General features: G+C 65.4%; 19 protein-coding genes. All 19 read right to left on the bottom strand.

Annotated features, from left to right (window positions below; all coding sequences use genetic code 11):
* The gene (locus C7438_RS06805) at positions 1 to 810 is read right to left on the bottom strand and encodes a FliH/SctL family protein (RefSeq protein ID WP_121444613.1); all 810 of its coding nucleotides are present in this window, start codon (positions 808 to 810) and stop codon (positions 1 to 3) included.
* On the bottom strand, positions 794 to 1,807 hold the full coding sequence (fliG, locus tag C7438_RS06800; protein ID WP_121444612.1) for a flagellar motor switch protein FliG: 1,014 nt from the start codon (positions 1,805 to 1,807) through the stop codon (positions 794 to 796). The genes C7438_RS06805 and fliG overlap by 17 nt, the downstream gene beginning before the upstream one ends.
* A gap of 24 nt (positions 1,808 to 1,831) precedes the next feature.
* Positions 1,832 to 3,406 carry a flagellar basal-body MS-ring/collar protein FliF gene (gene fliF, locus C7438_RS06795; protein ID WP_121444611.1) on the bottom strand — a complete coding sequence of 525 codons (1,575 nt, stop codon included), beginning with the start codon at positions 3,404 to 3,406 and terminating at the stop codon, positions 1,832 to 1,834.
* Between the two features lie 15 nt (positions 3,407 to 3,421).
* Positions 3,422 to 3,748, bottom strand: coding sequence for a flagellar hook-basal body complex protein FliE (gene fliE, locus C7438_RS06790; protein ID WP_147402012.1), 327 nt, complete (start codon positions 3,746 to 3,748; stop codon positions 3,422 to 3,424).
* Positions 3,749 to 3,775: 27 nt separating this feature from the next.
* On the bottom strand, positions 3,776 to 4,210 hold the full coding sequence (flgC, locus tag C7438_RS06785) for a flagellar basal body rod protein FlgC (protein WP_121444609.1): 435 nt from the start codon (positions 4,208 to 4,210) through the stop codon (positions 3,776 to 3,778).
* Positions 4,211 to 4,272: 62 nt separating this feature from the next.
* Positions 4,273 to 4,674 carry a flagellar basal body rod protein FlgB gene (gene flgB / locus C7438_RS06780; protein ID WP_121444608.1) on the bottom strand — a complete coding sequence of 134 codons (402 nt, stop codon included), beginning with the start codon at positions 4,672 to 4,674 and terminating at the stop codon, positions 4,273 to 4,275.
* 290 nt (positions 4,675 to 4,964) lie between these two features.
* Positions 4,965 to 5,741: a GTP-sensing pleiotropic transcriptional regulator CodY gene (gene codY, locus C7438_RS06775; RefSeq protein ID WP_121444607.1), complete on the bottom strand. Its 777-nt coding sequence runs from the start codon at positions 5,739 to 5,741 to the stop codon at positions 4,965 to 4,967.
* A gap of 108 nt (positions 5,742 to 5,849) precedes the next feature.
* Positions 5,850 to 7,241, bottom strand: coding sequence for an ATP-dependent protease ATPase subunit HslU (gene hslU / locus C7438_RS06770; protein ID WP_245956553.1), 1,392 nt, complete (start codon positions 7,239 to 7,241; stop codon positions 5,850 to 5,852).
* A 110-nt stretch (positions 7,242 to 7,351) separates the two neighbouring features.
* Complete coding sequence (hslV, locus tag C7438_RS06765) at positions 7,352 to 7,891, bottom strand: ATP-dependent protease subunit HslV (protein ID WP_121444605.1); 540 nt, start codon at positions 7,889 to 7,891, stop codon at positions 7,352 to 7,354.
* Positions 7,892 to 7,902: 11 nt separating this feature from the next.
* The gene (locus tag C7438_RS06760) at positions 7,903 to 8,874 is read right to left on the bottom strand and encodes a site-specific tyrosine recombinase (protein ID WP_121444604.1); all 972 of its coding nucleotides are present in this window, start codon (positions 8,872 to 8,874) and stop codon (positions 7,903 to 7,905) included.
* Positions 8,875 to 9,080: 206 nt separating this feature from the next.
* Positions 9,081 to 11,291 carry a type I DNA topoisomerase gene (topA, locus tag C7438_RS06755; protein WP_121444603.1) on the bottom strand — a complete coding sequence of 737 codons (2,211 nt, stop codon included), beginning with the start codon at positions 11,289 to 11,291 and terminating at the stop codon, positions 9,081 to 9,083.
* A gap of 142 nt (positions 11,292 to 11,433) precedes the next feature.
* Positions 11,434 to 12,609 carry a DNA-processing protein DprA gene (dprA, locus tag C7438_RS06750; RefSeq protein WP_121444602.1) on the bottom strand — a complete coding sequence of 392 codons (1,176 nt, stop codon included), beginning with the start codon at positions 12,607 to 12,609 and terminating at the stop codon, positions 11,434 to 11,436.
* 95 nt (positions 12,610 to 12,704) lie between these two features.
* Positions 12,705 to 12,920 carry a hypothetical protein gene (locus C7438_RS06745; RefSeq protein WP_121444601.1) on the bottom strand — a complete coding sequence of 72 codons (216 nt, stop codon included), beginning with the start codon at positions 12,918 to 12,920 and terminating at the stop codon, positions 12,705 to 12,707.
* Positions 12,921 to 13,028: 108 nt separating this feature from the next.
* Complete coding sequence (locus tag C7438_RS06740) at positions 13,029 to 13,352, bottom strand: aspartyl-phosphate phosphatase Spo0E family protein (protein WP_147402011.1); 324 nt, start codon at positions 13,350 to 13,352, stop codon at positions 13,029 to 13,031.
* A gap of 492 nt (positions 13,353 to 13,844) precedes the next feature.
* Complete coding sequence (locus tag C7438_RS06730; protein WP_211322124.1) at positions 13,845 to 15,389, bottom strand: YifB family Mg chelatase-like AAA ATPase; 1,545 nt, start codon at positions 15,387 to 15,389, stop codon at positions 13,845 to 13,847.
* Positions 15,390 to 15,414: 25 nt separating this feature from the next.
* Positions 15,415 to 16,116, bottom strand: a complete 702-nt coding sequence (locus C7438_RS06725) for a nitroreductase family protein (RefSeq protein ID WP_121444597.1) — start codon at positions 16,114 to 16,116, stop codon at positions 15,415 to 15,417.
* A 73-nt stretch (positions 16,117 to 16,189) separates the two neighbouring features.
* Positions 16,190 to 16,555, bottom strand: coding sequence for a YraN family protein (locus C7438_RS06720; protein ID WP_121444596.1), 366 nt, complete (start codon positions 16,553 to 16,555; stop codon positions 16,190 to 16,192).
* Entirely contained in the window at positions 16,542 to 17,261 is a 720-nt protein-coding gene (gene rnhB / locus C7438_RS06715) for a ribonuclease HII (protein ID WP_245956550.1), read from the bottom strand. The genes C7438_RS06720 and rnhB overlap by 14 nt, the downstream gene beginning before the upstream one ends.
* Positions 17,258 to 18,124: a ribosome biogenesis GTPase YlqF gene (gene ylqF / locus C7438_RS06710; RefSeq protein ID WP_121444595.1), complete on the bottom strand. Its 867-nt coding sequence runs from the start codon at positions 18,122 to 18,124 to the stop codon at positions 17,258 to 17,260. The genes rnhB and ylqF overlap by 4 nt, the downstream gene beginning before the upstream one ends.
* Positions 18,125 to 18,135 lie beyond the last annotated feature (11 nt).

The raw sequence follows: 18,135 nt of genomic DNA, 5'->3' as shown, positions 1-18,135 counted from the left end.
TCACCCCTCCCGACCGGGGTCGCCGCCGACTTCTTGGTACCGCTTCCAAGCCTCGAGGAGCCGGTGCACTTGCGCGTGCACGCTTCCCTCGTATACCCCGCGGGCGACCTCGAGTCGGAAATCCCCACGGGCCAGCCGGGGGTCGATGCGGAGTTCGAAGCGAGAAAGAGGTCCGACGTCCGAAGACAACTCTCCCTCGGCGGAAAGCCGCCGCACCACGGGAAAGTCTTCTGGAGCGACGTAGAGGATCGCCTGTCCTCCTTCGAGCCGCTCGCGGAGCTGAGCCCGCACGTACCGAACGAGCCGTTCTTCGTCCCGTAGGGCCTCGCGCACGACGGTTTCCGCGAGGAGAAACACCGCCTCTTCCGCCTCGCGGAGGAGCGCCCTGCGCATCGCGTCGCACTCGGCGAGAAGCGCCTCCTGGGCTTCCGCAAGCTTTTCGAGGCGTTCGGCGAGCACTGCCTCCGCCTCGCGGCGCGCCGCGGCACTCCCCTCGGCAAAGCCGGCGGCGTATCCTTCCCGGCGGGCCTCGTCCCGCACGCGGCGCGCCTCTTCCTCCCAAACGCGCCGCCTCTCTGCCTCCTCGCGGGCCAGAGCTTCCCGCGCCTCGCGCAAGATGCGCTCGCGCTCGAGGAGCGCCCGTTTGCGGAGGAGCGACTCGAGACGCGATCCGCCGGCTCCGTCGGGCGCCTGCGGTTTCCGATCCTCCGGAAATTCGCGGAAGGGGGCCGGTGGGTCGAGGCGCAAAGGGGACGCCCGTTCGACCCCGGGACCTTTGAAGAGACCCGTCGCCTCACTCAATGAGCTCATCCTCCCCTCCGCGCCGCACGTAGATCTCGCCGAGTTCCTCGAGCCGGCGGATCACGCCGACGATGCGGCCTTGTGCCTCTTCTACGTCGCGGAGGCGCACGGGGCCCATGTACTCCATCTCCTCGCGGATGCTCTCCGCCATGCGCTGCGACATGTTTCGAAAGAGGAGCTGGCGCACCTCTTCGCTCGCCCCCTTGAGGGCGAGGACGAGGTCTTCCTGCGGCACTTCACGGATCACCTTTTGGATCGAGCGGTTGTCCAAGAGCACGATGTCCTCGAAGACGAACATCCGCTTCTTGATTTCCTCCGCGAGTTCGGGGTCCGTCGTTTCCAACTGCTCGAGGATCGCGCGCTCCGTGGAGCGGTCGACGAGGTTCAAGATCTGCACGACTGCGTCCACGCCGCCCACCTGCGTGATGTCCGCGATTCCCGTAGAGGCGAGCTTTTGCTCGAGGATCCGCTCCACCTCGTAGATCGCCTCCGGACTCGCCCCGCGCATCGTCGCCATGCGAAAGGCGATGTCCCCTTGGCGTTCGGGCGGAAGCGAGGCGAGGATTTCCGCCGCCTGCTTTGGCTCCAAATACGAGAGGACGAGAGCGATCGTCTGGGGATGTTCTTCCTGGAGGTAGTGGAGAAGCTGCATGGAATCCGTCTGTTTGAGGAAGTCGAAGGGGCGCACCTGGAGCATGGAGGTGAGCCGCTTTAGGATATCCACGGCCTTGTCGCGACCGAGCGCCTTTTCCAGCACCTCGCGGGCATAGGAGATTCCGCCTTCCGCGATGTAGGTCTGGGCGAGGACGAGTTCGTGAAATTCCTTGATGATCTGGTTGCGGAGTTCGGAGGGGACGTGCCGCGTGGCGGCGATTTCGAGGGTGAGCTCCTCGATCTCCTCGTCCGTGAGGTGCCGAAGGACCTTGGCCGAAACCTCCGGCCCGAGGCCTATGAGGAGCACCGCCGCCTTTTCCTTGCCCGTGAGTTCCTTAGTCGAGCGGGGCATCTCTGCCACCCCCTGAACGCCGCTTCAGGCTTCTTCCTTAAGCCAGGCGCGCAAGATTTGAGCGAACTCCTTGGGCCGCTCTTCGGCCAGACGGGCGAGCTGCCGAAGCATCCGCTCCTCGTCGGTAACCTCGAGGACGAGAGGTTCTTCGCTCCGCGCGGCCTCCTTCGGCGGAACCTCGACCGCGGAGGGCGGCGGTACCGAAACCTCCTCCCGCCGACGGCGGAGGAAGAAGAGACCGCCAGCGAGGAGAAGGAGGAGCCCCGCGCCGAAGGCCCACACCCACACACCGCCCGGCCAACCTCCGGGGGCCGCTCCGGGCGCCTGCGCCGGGTGTGACGTCCGGGCGTACAAGAGGACGGTGGCCTGGGCGCTCCCTCCCGGCGTGTCGACAAGGGCGCCCGCCACTTGGCCTACCGCCGCCTGGATATCTTCTTTGAGCCTCTGCGCCTCCGGAGCGGTGGGATCGGGGAGACCGACGGCGACGTTCACCGCCACGCTGCGTACGCGGAAGGGCTGGGCTTCCCGGATTTGGTGGACGCGCGTCACCTCGTAGTTCACGCGTTCGCTGCGCCTCGACCCTTCGCCGCCTCCGCCGCCTCCCGCCGGAGCCTGGTACGTGGGCGGCTCGTTGGCACCGACCCCGGGCACCCCTGCCGCGGGCGGCGGCCCTCCCTTCCACGTTTCTTCCTGCGTCTCCCGGCTCAAAACCACTCCGGTGTCTCCCGAGCCCTGAGGTTCGACGCGCTGCTCCTCGCGCTGCTCTTTGGAAAAGTCGAGCGCCAACGTCACCTGCACGGTGGCTTCCCCCCGACCGGCGAGCATGGGCGCGAGAAGGCGTTCGATGCTCTGCTGGGTTTCCTGCTCGAGACGTCGGCGCACGGCGAGGAGTTGGTCCACGCCCCCTACCCCGTCCCCCGGATCGAGGAGGCGACCGCTTTGGTCCGTGAGGGCGATGTTCTCCACGGGGAGGTTGGGAACGCTGTGGGCGATGAGGTGGTAGATGGCGCGCACCTGTTCGGGGGTGAGGACCACCCCGGGCTCGAGGGTGAGGACGACAGACGCAGAAGCGCTTCGGGGGGTGTCGCTCACCCAGATGCTCGGCTCCGGCTCCACGAGGAGGACCTGTGCGTCGCGGATCCCCCGAATCCCACGAACGAGGAGGTTGCGCAAGGCGTTCTGCCGCGCCTCCCGCGTGAGAGCGTTGAACTCGCGTTCGGAATACCCGAAGGGGGAACCCTTGAGGAGATCCTCGAGGGTGATCGTCCCCTGATGGGGGATTCCCTCCTTGGCGAGGGCGACCTTGACTTCCGTCGCCCGGTCGCGCTCGACGTCGATCCCGCGACCGTCGGCGGTGATGCGATAGCGTACCCCGAGTTCCTTAAGGCGGGCGGCGATTTCACCGGTTTCCCGTTCCGATAGGTTGCGATAGGTGGGGACATAGTCCACGTGCTTTACGGCGTAGAGGAGGTACACGAGAAGGAGAAAGAAAAAGACGATGCCGAAGATCCCGACGATCCGCGCTCCTCGGGAAAGGGATCCGTACCACGACACCAACCGCGACGCGATCTGCCGGATGCTTTGTCCGATTTCTCCCATCCCCGAAACCCCCGCCTAGAGCGGCATGCGCATGAGGTCGTGGTACGCCTCGATCACGCGGTTGCGCACCTCCGCCGCCGCAAGTACGAGGAAGGTGAGTTCCTGACTCTTGAGGATGACTTCCTCCACGGGCACGGGTTCCCCGGCGGCCACGCGTTGGGAAAGCGCGGCAACCTCACGCTCGCTTCTTTCGATTTCGCGTAGGGCATCACGGAGGTTCGCGGCAAAGCCCGACGCTTCGTCAAATCTCGAGGAGCTCGCGCCCCCTTCGATCGGGCGCAGAAGGCCGGAAGCGCTTCCGGGTAAGGAAACGAGCTTGTCCATCGAATGCCCGAGGCACAACTCCTCGGGACGCCACCTCCTTCGGGCCTAGGCACGGCCGAGGTCGAGAAGCCGCTGAACCAATGCCTTGGACGCGTCGAGGACGTTTGCGTTGAGCTCGTAGTACCTTTGCGCCGCCAAGAGATCGGCCATTTCCTTGGGGGCGTCGACGTTGGGGTAGCGTACGTAGCCGTCCGCCTCCGCGTCCGGATGCTCAGGATCGTAGACCAACTTGGGCGGGGCGGGATCTTCTACGACGGCCCGCACGTGTACTCCCCCGAGAGAAGACGAGGCGGCCGCCAAGGCGTCGGCAAAGCCTCCCCCTTCGACCGCTTCAAATACGGCCAGCTTTCGCCGGTACGGGCCTTCCCGCCCGTCTACCCGGGTCGAATCGGCGTTGGCCAGGTTTTCCGCAATGAGGTCCAGGCGAAGCCGTCCCGCCGTAATCGCGGACCCGCTGATGCGAAACGAGGAGAGGAACACCGCGTTTCACCCCCTGCGTCCTTCGGCGGAAAGCGCCTTGCGCGCGAAGGGCCTTTCGCACCTCACGAACCGCGCAAGGCATCGCGGTAGCGGGCGTACGTCTGCCCGAGAAGACCGAGGAGGGTGTAGGCGCGGAGCTGCTCGTCCATGAGACGGACGAGCTCCGCATCCACGTCTACGTTGTTTCCGTTGAGCCGCGCGCTCGTGGTCTCGTCCCGGACGACGCGTACCGGAGGAGCCTCTCCGGATTTCTCTGCGAAAAAGGGAAAGTGTCGAACGTCCGTGCGGCGGGCCTCCCACGAACCTTTTCCCTCTGCGCCGCGGTCTACCTCCGCCAACACCGCGGCAAACCGCTTGTACCCGGGGGTATCCGCGTTGGCCAGGTTGTGCGCCGCGACGTCGCGCACGGCAAACGAAACGCGAACCGCACGGTGTAGGGCGTCGGTCACGGGACTTACGCCCATCCTCTCCCTCCTTTGGCTGGATGTTCACCCCCGGCCCGCCCTTGTACATCCTTTTTCGACACAAAGAGACCGAATCCTCTACGCCTAAGGGTATGGAAACTCCTTCCGTCCCGCAATAGATTAAAAGGCTCAAATCCCCCGAGATTTCCCGTCTTCGTTGGCCCAAAGTCCTAAGACTCGAAATACCGGCACATTGTATGAGAGAAGAATTTCCTAAGAAAAAGAAAAAGGCGGGACCCACGTCCTCCTCCGTGAATCCCGCCTACACCCTTAGCCACGACGACGAGGGATCAGCTCCGCACCTTGGCGAGCTCTTCCAGGAGCTTGTCGTTGAGGATCTTGATGTACGTCCCCTTCATCCCCAGAGAACGGGACTCGATCACGCCGGCGCTTTCCAACTTGCGCAGGGCGTTTACGATCACGGAACGGGTAATCCCCACGCGGTCGGCGATCTTGCTCGCCACGAGGAGACCCTCCGTACCCCCGAGTTCTTCGAAAATGTGCTCCACAGCTTCGAGCTCGCTGTAGGAAAGGGAGCTTATGGCCATCTGCACGATGGCGCGGTTGCGCGCATCTTGTTCGATCATTTCGGCGCGCTCGCGCAGGATTTCCGTGCCGACGACGGTCGCCCCGTATTCGGCGAGCACGAGGTCATCCTCCGTAAATTCTTTGTGGAGTCGGGCAAGGACAAGCGTACCCAGGCGGTCGCCGGCGCCCACGATCGGGACGACGGTCGTAAGCCCGTCCTTGAACTCGTCTTTCATTTCCACGGGGAAAGCCGTAAGCACGTCCTCAATGGGGATGTTCGTCCGCGTCTCCGTGACCTTGAGGAGCTCTTCGTTGTACCACTCGGGGAAGCGGCGCTCGGAGAGGATTTCCTTCATCCTCTCGTTTTCGATTTCGTGGTGCAGGGAGTACCCGAGCACCTTCCCCTTGCGGCTCAAAATGTACACGTTGGCCTCGATCGTGTCCCGGAGGACTTCGGCCATCTCGTGAAAGTTTACGTGCGTAGTGGCAGACGTCTGAAGAAGTCGGTTGATCTTTCGCACCTTTTGCAGCAGGCTCATCGGTTGAACCCCCTTTACTCGCTTACAAGTTTTGCCCAATCGCCGGGATTCCGCCACCGCCCGATAGCATCGGCAACATCGGCATTTGCTTTAGAGGCTTTCTCGCTATTACAAGATGTAGCGGCTCAAATCCCTGCGCTCGACGAGCGGACCGAGCTTTTCCCGGACGTAGGCTTCCGTGATGGGAACGGTCTGGCCCCGAAGTTCGGGAGCCTCAAAGGAAACGTCCTCGAGGAGCTTTTCCAGAAGGGTGTAGAGGCGCCGCGCCCCGATGTCTTCAGTATGGGCGTTCACTTCTGCCGCCAAACGAGCAATTGCGCGAATTGCATCAGTTGTGAAGTCCAGGGTAACCCCCTCGGTGGCCAAAAGGGCGGTGTACTGCTTGATGAGGGCGTTTTCGGGCTCCGTGAGGATCCGCACAAAATCCTCTTCCGTGAGGGGTTCAAGCTCGACGCGCACGGGAAACCGCCCCTGGAGTTCGGGAATGAGGTCGCTCGGCTTTGCGGTGTGGAAGGCGCCTGCGGCGATGAACAAGATGAAGTCCGTCTTTACAGGACCGTACTTGGTCATCACCGTAGACCCCTCCACGATCGGGAGGAGGTCCCGCTGTACGCCCTCGCGGGAGACGTCCGGACCTACGCTCCCCTCCCGCCCCGCGATCTTGTCGATCTCGTCGAGAAAGATGATCCCGTGCTCTTCCGCTAGGCGAAGCGCCTCGTCCCGCACCTCGTCCATGTCGATGAGCTTTTGCGCCTCCTCTTGAATGAGGAGGGGGCGTGCCTCGCGGACGGTGAGTTTGCGCCGCTTCGTGCGGCGGGGAAACATGCTGCGGAGCATCTCCTGCATGTTCATGCCGATCTGCTCGAGCCCCTGGCCTTGAAACCAGTCGAACAAGAAGGCATTCCCTTCCTCTTCGACCTCCACCTCCACGAGGACGTCCTCCATCCGGCCGGCGCGCAGCGCCTCGCGCACGTTGCGACGCGCCTCCTCGTTCGCAGCGTCTTGTACCCGTTCGCGCGGGGCCTCACCACCGCCGAAGAGGACCTCCAAAGGGTTGCGGAACTCCCTCTGCACCCTAGGTCCGCCCGTGAGGAGATCCACGAGCCGTTCCTCGGCGAGGAGTTCCGCGCGCCGGCGAACGGCCTCCACCTTGCGCGCCCGCACCATGTGCACCGCCGTATCCACGAGATCCCGCACCATGGACTCCACGTCGCGGCCGACGTAGCCGACTTCCGTGAACTTCGTCGCCTCTACCTTCACGAAAGGGGCGCCTACGATGCGCGCGAGTCGCCGGGCGATTTCCGTTTTCCCCACACCCGTGGGGCCGATCATGAGGATGTTCTTCGGGGCGATTTCTTCGCGAAGTTCCGGCGGCAGGAGGCTCCTGCGGTAGCGATTGCGCAGGGCTACGGCGACGGCCCGCTTCGCCGCCCGCTGGCCAACGATGTACTTGTCGAGCTCCTCCACGATGCGCCGGGGGGTGAGTTCGCGTTCACTCACGGGAACCGACTCCTCCCGCTTCGACATGTTTTGTCACGTAGGCGCTCCGATCCCTTCCAGGGCGGACGAGGGGACACCGCCGTCCGCGCGCGACACCCGACCGACGTCTCCTACCCGAGCTCCTCGACGACGATGCGGTCGTTCGTATACACGCAGATCTCGGAGGCGATTTCGAGGGACTTCCGGGCGATGTCCGCCGCGGTGAGATCGGGAGCGTTGCGCATGAGGGCCCGGGCGGCGGCGAGGGCGTAGGCTCCCCCGGAGCCGACGGCGAGAATTCCGTCGTCGGGCTCGAGCACCTCCCCGCTTCCCGAGAGGAGAAACATCGCCTCGCGGTCCACGACGACGAGGAGCGCTTCCAGACGCCGGAGGTAACGGTCCGTTCGCCATTCCTTGGAAAGCTCGACGGCGGCGCGGGCGAGGTTCCCGTGGTGGGCCTCGAGTTTGCCCTCGAAGCGTTCGAAGAGGGTAATCGCATCGGCGACGGCACCGGCAAAGCCGGCGAGCACCTTACCTCCGTACAGCCGACGTACCTTGCGCGCCCCGTGCTTGAGGACCGTCGCCTGACCGAAGGTCACCTGCCCGTCGCCGGCCATAGCGGCCCTTCCGTCCTTGCGCACGGCGACGATCGTCGTACCGTGAATGCGCACCCCATCACCTCCTACGCGCGCGGATGCGTCCGCCTGTACGTTTCCCGCAGCCGTGCTTGGGATACGTGGGTGTAGACTTGCGTCGTGCCAATGCTCGCGTGGCCGAGAAGCTCCTGTACCGTGCGGAGATCCGCCCCCCCGTCGAGCAGGTGCGTGGCAAAGGTGTGGCGGAAGGTGTGAGGTGTAACCGGTTCCGCGCCCAGCACTCCGAGCGCCGTACGTTCTACGATACGCCGCACGTCGCGATCCCCCAACGGCCGACCGCGAACGCTCAAGAAGACGTACCCCAGGTCTTCGCGATCGCCCAAAAGCCTAGGCCGTCCCGCGACGAGGTAGAGGTCGAGCGCCTCTACGGCATACCTTCCCAGAGGAACCAAGCGCTCTTTTCCCCCTTTGCCGAGGACGCGGGCCTTGCCTTCCCGAAGGTCCAGGTCTCCGACGCGCAGGCCGACGACCTCCCCCACACGTGCCCCCGAGGAGTACAGCGTTTCCAAAAGCGCGCGGTCGCGGAGCCCCACGGGTGAGCGCGGATCGGGCGCTTCGAGCATCCGGCGGACTTCCGACGGGGCGAGCACCTTGGGGAGGCGCTTCCCCGGCTTGGGGGGCTTGATTCCGAGGAAGGGATTGCTTTCCACGACACCTTGGTCTACGAGGTAGGCGAAAAACGCCCGCAAGGACACGAGGCGCCGCGCCACCGTGGTCCGGCTACGTCCGCGCTCGAGCATCTGCCGGACGTAACGCCGGGCCAACGTCCGAGTTTCCCGGGGTTCTCCAGGGAATCCGATGGACGTACCGGACGGAGCCTCGCCTTCCCCGGATGGGGAGGGGGATTCTCCTCCCGGATCGCCGCCCACCGCGCGAAGGAAGGCGAGAAAATCGGCCACGTCCGTTCCATACGCGCGCACCGTGCGCGGGGCAAGCCCGCGCTCGTACCGGAGGGCGTGGAGAAAACGCGTGCGCCAAAGCTCGAGATCTCGCCTCACGTGTCCCGCCTCCGTAGACAAATCGTATCACAGTTCCGAATCCAATGCAAGATCCGAGAGGAGAGATCTCGTTTTCTCGATCTCCGGTTGTTTCACGCTTTTCGTACCCGAGGATTCAGGTTTGACGCTTCCCCGAACCGGACTCCCCCCGCGGGGACGCAGGCGGACGCGGGCCGAGCGATCGAACTCCCTACGGCTCCCCAAGCTCAACCCTTCCGCTTTGCCGAACCCTTTCTCCCCTCCGGCGATCCCGCCGAAAGGGCTTCGCGCGCCTCGTCGGTGTGCGCTCCTTCTGAGATGAGGGGGCGTTCCGGGCTCTCCACCTCCGGAGCTTTGCCCCGTTCGAGCTCCTCTCGGGTGAACGTGGCCCCACAGGAAGTGCAGCGGAGTCGACCGTTGCGCTCGATGACGAGGAGGCCGCCGCATACGGGACAAGGGGTGGGATCGGGCTTTTGCCACACGACGAAGTCGCACTCCGGGTAGCGGCTGCACCCGTAAAACACCCGCCCCTTGCGACTCCGGCGTTCCACGAGCACCCCCTGCTTGCACTTGGGGCATGGGATGTCCAGGGACTTAAGGAGCGGGCGGGTGTACGTGCACTCGGGGTAGCCGGAGCAGGCCAAGAAGGGCCCGTACCTGCCTTCCTTGATGACGAGCGGGCGTCCACACACGGGGCAATTTTCCCCCGCGTACTGCGGCGCGAGTTCGACGCGGGCGATCGTGCGTTCGGCCTCCCGAAGGCGTTCGGAAAACCACGCGTAAAACTCCTCGAGCACCCGGCGCCACGGAAGCTTACCCTCCTCGATTTGGTCGAGCTGGGACTCGAGGTTGGCGGTAAAGCCTACGTCGACGATTTCCGGGAAGTGCCCCTCGAGGAGCTCCGTGACCAGGCGCCCGAGTTCCGTAGGACGGAGGCGGCGATCTTCGAGGACCACGTAGCGCCGCTTCGTCAGGGTTTCGAGGGTGGGGGCGTAGGTACTCGGGCGTCCAATTCCGAGTTCCTCCATGGCCTTGACGAGCTGCGCTTCCGTGTAGCGCGCGGGCGGTTGGGTGAAGTGCTGCTTGGGCTCGAAGCGAAGGAGTTCGAGACGTTCCCCTGCGGCGAGGGGCGGCAGGGAGCGTTCCTCTTCCCTTTCCTTTTCGGCGGCGTCTTCCTTTACGTCCGCGTACACCCGGAGGAAACCGGGGAAGACGAGGACGGACCCGCTCGCCCGAAAGCGCGCCTCTCCCGCGGCAAGCGTGGCGCTCGTAGCGTTGTACACCGCCGGAGCCATGAGGCTCGCCACGAACCTCTCCCAGATGAGCTTGTACAGGCGGTACTGGTCGCGAGAGAGGTACGGCTTTACGGCTTCCGGCGTCCGCCGGACGTCCGTAGGGCGAATTGCCTCGTGGGCGTCCTGGACGTTCTCGCGCTTTTTGCCCGCGCTCACCTGCCCCACGTATTCCGAACCGTACGTCTCGCGGATGAAGGCCTGGCCCGCCTCGACGGCAAGGGGAGAAAGGCGGGTGGAATCCGTGCGCATGTAGGTGATGAGACCCACAGGGCCCTCGTCGCCTACGGGAAGACCTTCGTAGAGCTCTTGGGCCACGCGCATCGTGCGCGCCGGACGAAAGCCCAAGCGCTTAGAGGCTTCCTGTTGCAGCGTGCTCGTCGTAAACGGCGGCGGCGCCGAGCGCCGACGCGGCTTCGTCTCCACGGCGGCGACGACGAACTCCGCACCCTCGAGTTTCCGGAGGACGGCGTCCACGTCCTCCCGGGAACGAAGGGGGACCTTGTCTTCGCCGAAGCCCACGAATTCCGCGGAGAACTCCCCTTCGCCCGCCCGCAGGTAGGCCGTGAGGGTCCAGTACTCTTCGGGAACGAACGCCTCAATTTCTCGCTCCCGGTCGACGACGAGCTTGAGGGCCGCAGACTGCACGCGCCCCGCCGAAAGCCCGCGCTTGACCTTTTGCCAGAGAAGAGGCGAGAGCTTGTATCCCACGAGGCGATCGAGAATCCGGCGCGCCTGCTGCGCGTCTACGAGCCGCTGGTCGATAGCCCGCGGTTCGCGAAAGGACGCCTGCACCGCCGGCTTCGTGATTTCGTGGAAGACGACGCGAATCGGAGAATTGGGGTCGAGGCCGAGGTACTGGGCGAGGTGCCAGGCGATCGCCTCACCTTCGCGGTCTGGGTCGGAGGCGAGGTAGATCTTCTCCGCCTTTTTCGCGCGCTCCTTGAGTTCCTTGAGCACCTGCCCCTTCCCGCGGATCGTGATGTATTTCGGGGTGAACCCGTTTTCGATGTCTACCCCGAGCTGGCTCTTCGGTAGGTCGCGTACGTGGCCCATGGACGCCACGACGCGCACGCCGCGCCCGAGGAACTTCGCAATCGTCTTGGCCTTGGCCGGCGACTCGACGATGACCAACGCCTCTCCCAAAGACGCCCATCCTCCTTGACGGAGCTACGGTCGTTCACCCTAGGTGTACGCGCGCGTACCGGAAAAAAATTCACACCTAATTATGAAAGGGGGGATTCCGTTTGTCAATCGCGCAAAGCGGCAGAAACGCGCGCGTATCCGGCTACTTCTCCTCCGCGCGGGCGTAGCGCCCGCCGGGAAGCCGCCGGACGAGCCCCGCAAGTTCGAGGCGGATGAGGAGGGCGTAAAGCGCCGATGGCTCCAAGGAGAGTTCGCGGAGGAGCTCTTCTATCGTTCGAGGCGCCGCGCCGAGCCGGGCGAGAATCGCCTGCTCTTCCGGGGCAAACGCACGGCGGGCGGACGGCGACTCGGGTGCGGCACCCGCTTCTTTGTCTTGCGGGGGCGGAGGGCGAAACGCTCCCTCGGCCTGCGAGGAAGGGCGGAATTCTCCCGGGCTCTCGGACGAAAGGTGCGCGAGGACTTCGCCCGGGGAGAGGGCGGGACGGGCTCCCGCGGCGAGAAGGCGGTTCGGCCCCTCGCTTGCGGGAGAAAACACGGGCCCGGGAACCGCGAAGAGGAGACGGCCGTGTGTTTGCGCCCACTCCGCGGTGAGCATCGCTCCGCCGCGGGGGCGGCTCTCCACGACGAGGACGGCGCGACTTACGCCGCTCAAAAGGCGGTTTCGCAGGGGGAAAAGGCCGCGCTCCGCCGCCGTTCCGAGAGGCATTTCGGAGAGGACGAGCCCTCCCCCTGCGAGGATTTCCTCGTACAGCCGCCGGTGCGCCGCCGGCGTCGGCACGTCCACCCCGGAGGCGAGGACGGCGACCGTCCGGCCTCGGGCCCGTAAGGCCGAGCGGTGCGCCGCAGCGTCGATCCCGAAGGCCATGCCGCTTACGACCGCGGCCCCCTCGGCGACAAAACCCGCGGCGAACCGTTCGGCGACGAGGAGGCCGTAAGCCGTAGGCCTCCGGGTCCCTACCACAGCTACCGGGGGAAGCGCGAGCGCGTCGAGGTCGCCGCGGGCGTAGAGAAGGAAGGGAGGGTCGGAGATCTCCCGAAGTCCCCGAGGGTATTCCGAATCGCCCCACCACAGGATGCGCACATCTCGAGGTTTCGGTGGGACCTCCCCTCCGCCGCAAATGCGTGCAAAATGCTCCTCCGCCGCCCGTAGGACATCCTCAGGAAGGGCACGCCCTGCGCGCACCCGCTCCCACCCCTCCCGGGTGCAGAGGAGGTGAAAGGCGCCGGAAAGGAGCTCGTACACCCGCCAGAGACGCCTCTGCCCTACGCCGTGTACGCCGTGCAATACCGCGGCCGCGAGGAGATCCGCTTCCGTCACCCGGTTTCCCTCCGCCGACCCTTCGTTTCCCTGGAAAACATGCGGGCCGGCTCACGGCCGGCCCCTTTTCCTTCCGAATCTCTGCGAGAGCGCTTTCAAAAAATGCGCTCCTCGAACACCTTTTTCTTTCCTTCCCGCTCGCGGCGGCGTTCGAGCATCGCCTCGAGTTCTTCTGCATTCAGAATCCCCTTGCGTCCCGCGAAGCGGAAGTACCTCTTACCGACGAGTTCGCGAAATTCCTCGCCGATCACCTGCTTCTGCCAGGCAATCTGCGCGTCTTCCTCGGGAACGCGCGTAAATACGGACCGCATGGCTACCACCTCCACCCAAAGCCTTGCCGCAAATGGCTCTCTCTATGCCGAATTCATTCTACCACAAATCGCGCAAAGAAATCCAGCACGTCCCAACTTCGGGATTTCCTAGAGACGGTTGAATTTTTCGTCAAGCAGGCGGCTCAGACGGACGATCTCCGGGTCGGTGAGGGAACGCGTCGACTCTGCGAGCTTCAAAAGCTCGAAGCGCAGGCGGACGATTTCCAAGATAAGCCGCTCCAACTCCTCGTCCTCTTCGAAGCCCTCTCCGTCGGAATCGCCCTTCCGCTCTCCGTACGCCACCCCTTCTTCGGAAACGCGCGACCCCTTGCGTACGGGCACACCCGAAAGGTTCGCCGTCGTCATGAACGTGAGGCGAAAGGAGTCGTTTCGGAGGGAGTCTTCCCCCATGTCCCGCGCGAACACTTCCACCCCGGTCACCCCCAAAGCAACCGCCAAACGACGAGTAACCGTTTACGCATTTCCTTTCATTTCCTTTCCTCTTCTCCTCTTCCCTACCTCACTTCTGGGCTTGTTTCCGTCCCGTACCTGTTCCCGTTTCTGAAGCCCGTTTCTCAAGTTCGAGGTCCCGCGCTGCGGAATACGGGATCGTCCGTCGCCCGTCCTCTTCCGACGTCTCCCTCGCCCTTCCCGCGAACCGCCCCCTGTGTCCCAAAGGGATCGCCGCGGCCGCGGCGCAGGACACGATCTCAGAACCCTCTCGCGCATCTCCGATAGCGCGGACGGACAACGTTTCTCATGCATAAGGTACGGCATCAAACATAACGCATTTCATACTTAATGTCAAGTAAAAGTTTGTCGAAGAGTGGGTCCACAGGGGCCCTATGCATCCCAAAAACAAAATCTCGCCGCGCTCTCGATTTCTCGAGCGTGCGATTTTGCTCCGCTTGCCGTATAGACCGTTCAGATCACCTCCCGGCGCAAGGCCGCTGCCTCGAGGAGGTGGGCTTCGCCTACGTTCTCCTCGCCCTCGAGGTCGGCGATCGTGCGCGCGACCTTGAGGAGCTTGTGTACGGCACGGGCGGAAAGCCCCAACCCCACGAGGAGCTCCTGGAGAAAGGCGCGAAGGGGAGGCGACAAGGGGACGACCTGGGCCACCTCCCGGGGGCCGAGAAATCCGTTGGCCGGCAGGGGAAGGTCGGGAAGCCGCCGTGCGGCACGCGCCGCCGCCTCGCGTACGCGCTCGGCCATTTCCGCAGAAGTTTCCGTACGCCTGCGGTCGAGGATATCCCGGTACCGGGGGAGCGGTACCTCGAGGAGGATGTCGAAGCGGTCTTTGAGGGGTCCCGAAAGGCGGTTCCGGTACCGCCCGACTTCTTGCGAGGTACACCGGCACGCGTGCACCTCGTCCTCGAAACCGAAGTACCCGCAAGGGCATGGGTTCGTCGCCGCGGCGAGGAGAAATCGCGCGGGGTAACGCACGCGCGCCCGCGCCCGCGCCAACACCACCTCTCCGGACTCGAGAGGTTGGCGCAAGAGATCGAGGAGGCGCGGCGGAAACTCGAGGAGTTCGTCGAGAAAGAGGACGCCCCGGTGGGCGAGCGTCACCTCCCCGGGTACGGGAACGGAGCCCCCGCCTACGAGACCTTGTGGAGAGATCGTGTGGTGCGGGGCGCGGAAAGGGCGCCTCCGAAGAAGCCCCGAACCGTTGAGAAGGCCGGCGACGTCGTAAATCGTGGAGACTTCGAGGGATTCCTCCGGCGTGAGGGGTGGGAGGATGGTGCCGAGGCGTTCGAGGAGCATCGTCTTCCCCGAGCCCGGAGGGCCGACGAGGAGTACGTTGTGAAATCCGGCCGCAGCGACGACGAGGGCCCGCTTGACGTCTTCGTGCCCGTATACGTCCGCATAGTCCCCGGCCTCTCCTTCGGCGTCCGCCGCTTCGTCCGAACCTCCCTTGTAGCTCACGAAGTTCCGCGGACGTTCGAGAAAGGCCGCAACTTCCGCGAGGTTTCGGGCGAGAAACGCGGTGAGACCGAGCAGGCGCGCCTCTCGCTCGTTTTCCGCAGGAAGGACAAACGCTTCGACGCCTGCGCGTCGCACCGCCTGGGCAAAGGCGAGGATCCCGCGCACGGGTCGAAGCGTTCCGTCGAGCGACAGTTCTCCGAGAAACGCCACGTCGTCCAGCCGGGCCAGCGGCCGCACGCCGCCCGACGCGACGAGAATCCCTACGGCCAAGGGCAGGTCCCAGTGGCTCCCCGTCTTCGGAAGGTCCGCGGGGGCGAGGTTTGCCGTGATCCGCGCCAGGGGGAAGGGAAACCCGGAATTTCCCAACGCGGCGCGCACGCGCTCCCGCGCCTCCCGCGTCGCGTTTCCGGGTAGACCCACGAGGTCGAAGGCGGGAAGCCCGCGCGCAAGGGACACCTCGACGTCGACCGGATAGGCTTCGATTCCGACGACGGCCGCGCTGCGAATGCGGGCAAATCCCTCCGAACGTCCCCCGGCCGCCACACCCCACCCCTCCCGCGCCGCTTTGCTACTCTTCTTCGTCGGCCGTGGAGGAGATTCCTCCCCCGAGGACCGTGGCGCGAACGGGGGAACTCCCTTCTCCGTCGGCATCCGTCTCTTCCTTGCGGGCGAGCGGCGGCACGCGGTCGTACGGAAGGTCCTCGGAAATCCACTTCGTGTACACGGTGTACGGGTCGCGGGGCGGGGGCGGGGGGACTTCCCGCGGGTAGCCGACGTCGATAAAGCCCACGATCTCCGCCCGATCGCTCAGCCCGAAAAAGCGGGCGACGTACGGGTGGTAGGCGCGCTTCCCCGTCTTCCACTTTGCCCCCAAACCGAGGGCGTGGGCGGCGAGGAGCATGTTTTGCACCGCCGCGCTCACCGCGGACCGCTCTTCCTGGGGGATTACGCCGGGTTCGTCCTTGGGCTCTACGGCGACGACGATCACGACGGGGGCCTTAAACGGCTTTTCCTCTTCGCGCCGGAGGATTTCTTGGTTCTCCGGCGTATCCGGATCGGCCATTTCTCGGCGTCGGAGTTCGCGGAACAACCGGCCGAGGGGCCTTCTCCCCTCCCCCGTGAGGACGAAAAACCGCCACGGCTGCGTCAGCCCGTGGTTGGGCGCCCACGTCGCCGCTTCGAGGATTTTGGCGATCTTTTCTTCCTCCACCGGATCGGGTTTGAACTTGCGCACGCTCCGCCGCGTGCGAATGGCTTCAAAGACGTCCACCCTCGCTTCCCCTTTCTTCCTCCGCCCGTTTTCCGCGTGCCGTTGGGCGCACGTTCTGTCTGAAAAGGCGACCTCACATTTCGAACGCATTGGGGAGATGGAGAACCCGCGCCTTTCGCCGGCGAACGTCGAGAACCACCTCGATCACGTCGAAGCGGATCCGCCGCCCGTCGCACCCGTACCGGAGAACGTACGCCTGGGCGAGGCGTACGAGGCGCGAAGACTTCCGCGGGGTGACCGCTTCGCGGCCCGTCCCAAAGTTCCCCTCCCGACGCCGCGTCTTTACCTCGACGAAGACGAGGTAGTCGTCTCTCGTCGCCACGAGGTCGATTTCTCCGAAGCGGAAGCGGATGTTCTGCCCCACGATGCGGTACCCGCGTTCCTCGAGGTAGCGGCGAGCGAGGGCTTCGCCGAGGCGGCCGGTTTCAAAGGCGCGCATGGGGCACTTCCCCCTCAGCCCCGTCGTCTCCCGCACGATCCGCCGACCAGACGATGTTTCGGAGGAACGAACGGCGGTGCACGGCGGAAGGACCGTGGAGCACGAGCGCCTCCCGGTGGGCCTCCGTACCGTAGCCGACGTGGCGTTCGAACCCGTAGTGTGGATAGAGGCCGCCGTAAGCGCGCAGCCGGCGGTCGCGAAGCTCTTTGGCGACCACGCTCGCCGCCGCGATCGAAGCGCTCCGCCGGTCCCCGCGCACGAGGGGTACCTCGGGCAACCCGCTCTTCGGCGGAAAGGCATCCACGAGAACGACGTCCGGGACGAAGGGGAGGGCTGCCAGCGCGCGGCGCATGGCGATGCGCGTAGCCTCCGCGATCCCCCAGCGGTCGACTTCGTCCGCCTCGGCAAACCCGACTCCTACGCCGCGGGCGAGACGATAGATCCGCGGGAGGAGGGCGCGGCGGTGTGCGGGAGAGAGGCGCTTAGAGTCATCCACGCCGTAGAGCGGCCGCTCGGGATCGAGGACGACGGCGGCGGCGGCAACGGGACCGGCGAGGGGGCCCCTCCCCGCCTCGTCTACGCCCGCCACCAGGAGGCCGCGCTCCCAATAGGGGAGTTCGTGGGCGAGCATCGCTGCGTACACGAGGCGCAGCTCGGCCGGGGAACGCCGACCGAAACCTAAGGGAATTTCCTGGAGTTCGATCACGGCCCTCCCCCTTCCGTGCCTCCGCTCTCCTCTTCCGGCCATTCCAAAGTCATGGGCCCAAAGCGGCCCTCGCGGATCTCCCGAAGAACGTGGCGCATGGCGCGGTCCGCGTCCGCTTCTCCTCCCGGAAGGAGGAAGTGTAGGCGTTCCGCCAGGGCGCGGTAAAAGGTCCCAGAGCTTTCGAGAGCTTGGGGAGAAAAGGGACCGTAGCGCGCCTCGAGCCGATCGCGGTACCGCCCGCGCAAGAGGGCAAAGGCGAGGTCGGCGAGGACTTCTCGCGGGGCGCGCTCCTCGCGGACAAGCCCGAGAAGGGCAAGGCGCCGGGCCGACTCCTGGTCGTCCAACCGGGGAGGCAAAATCCCGGGCGTGTCGAGGACGAGAAGCCCTTCCGGTCCGCGAAGCCACTGAATGCCCCGCGTGACGCCGGGGAGGCTCCCGACCCGGGCCGCGCGTCGGCCGACGAGACGGTTGACGAGCGTCGACTTCCCTACGTTGGGCATGCCGACGACGGCAACGCGCGGCGGACGTCCGCCGCGCGCCGAAGCGGCCGAAAAGATGTGGCGTACGAGGGAGGCGACGCCACGGGAAGAGCGGGCGGAAAACGGAACGGCCGTCCGCCCACGTCGGGCAAACCAGCGAACCCACTGCTCCGTCGCCTGCGGGTCGGCGAGGTCCGCCTTGGCGAGCACGAGAAGCGTAGGCCGTCCGGCAAGGGCGGCTTCCACCCGAGGGTGGGCAGACGACGACCGCGGGATTCGCGCGTCCACGAGGAAGAGGACGACGTCCACGAGCGCCGCCCGCTCCCGGAGTTCCCGCTCCGCCCGTGCCATGTGTCCGGGGTACCACTGAATCGTGCCCGACACGCCCTTCCCTC

This window comes from Brockia lithotrophica (assembly GCF_003633725.1).
GTDB lineage: Bacteria > Bacillota > Bacilli > Thermicanales > DSM-22653 > Brockia > Brockia lithotrophica.
Note: the sequence above shows the minus strand (reverse complement) of the source record. Positions and strands in the feature narration are given on the sequence as shown.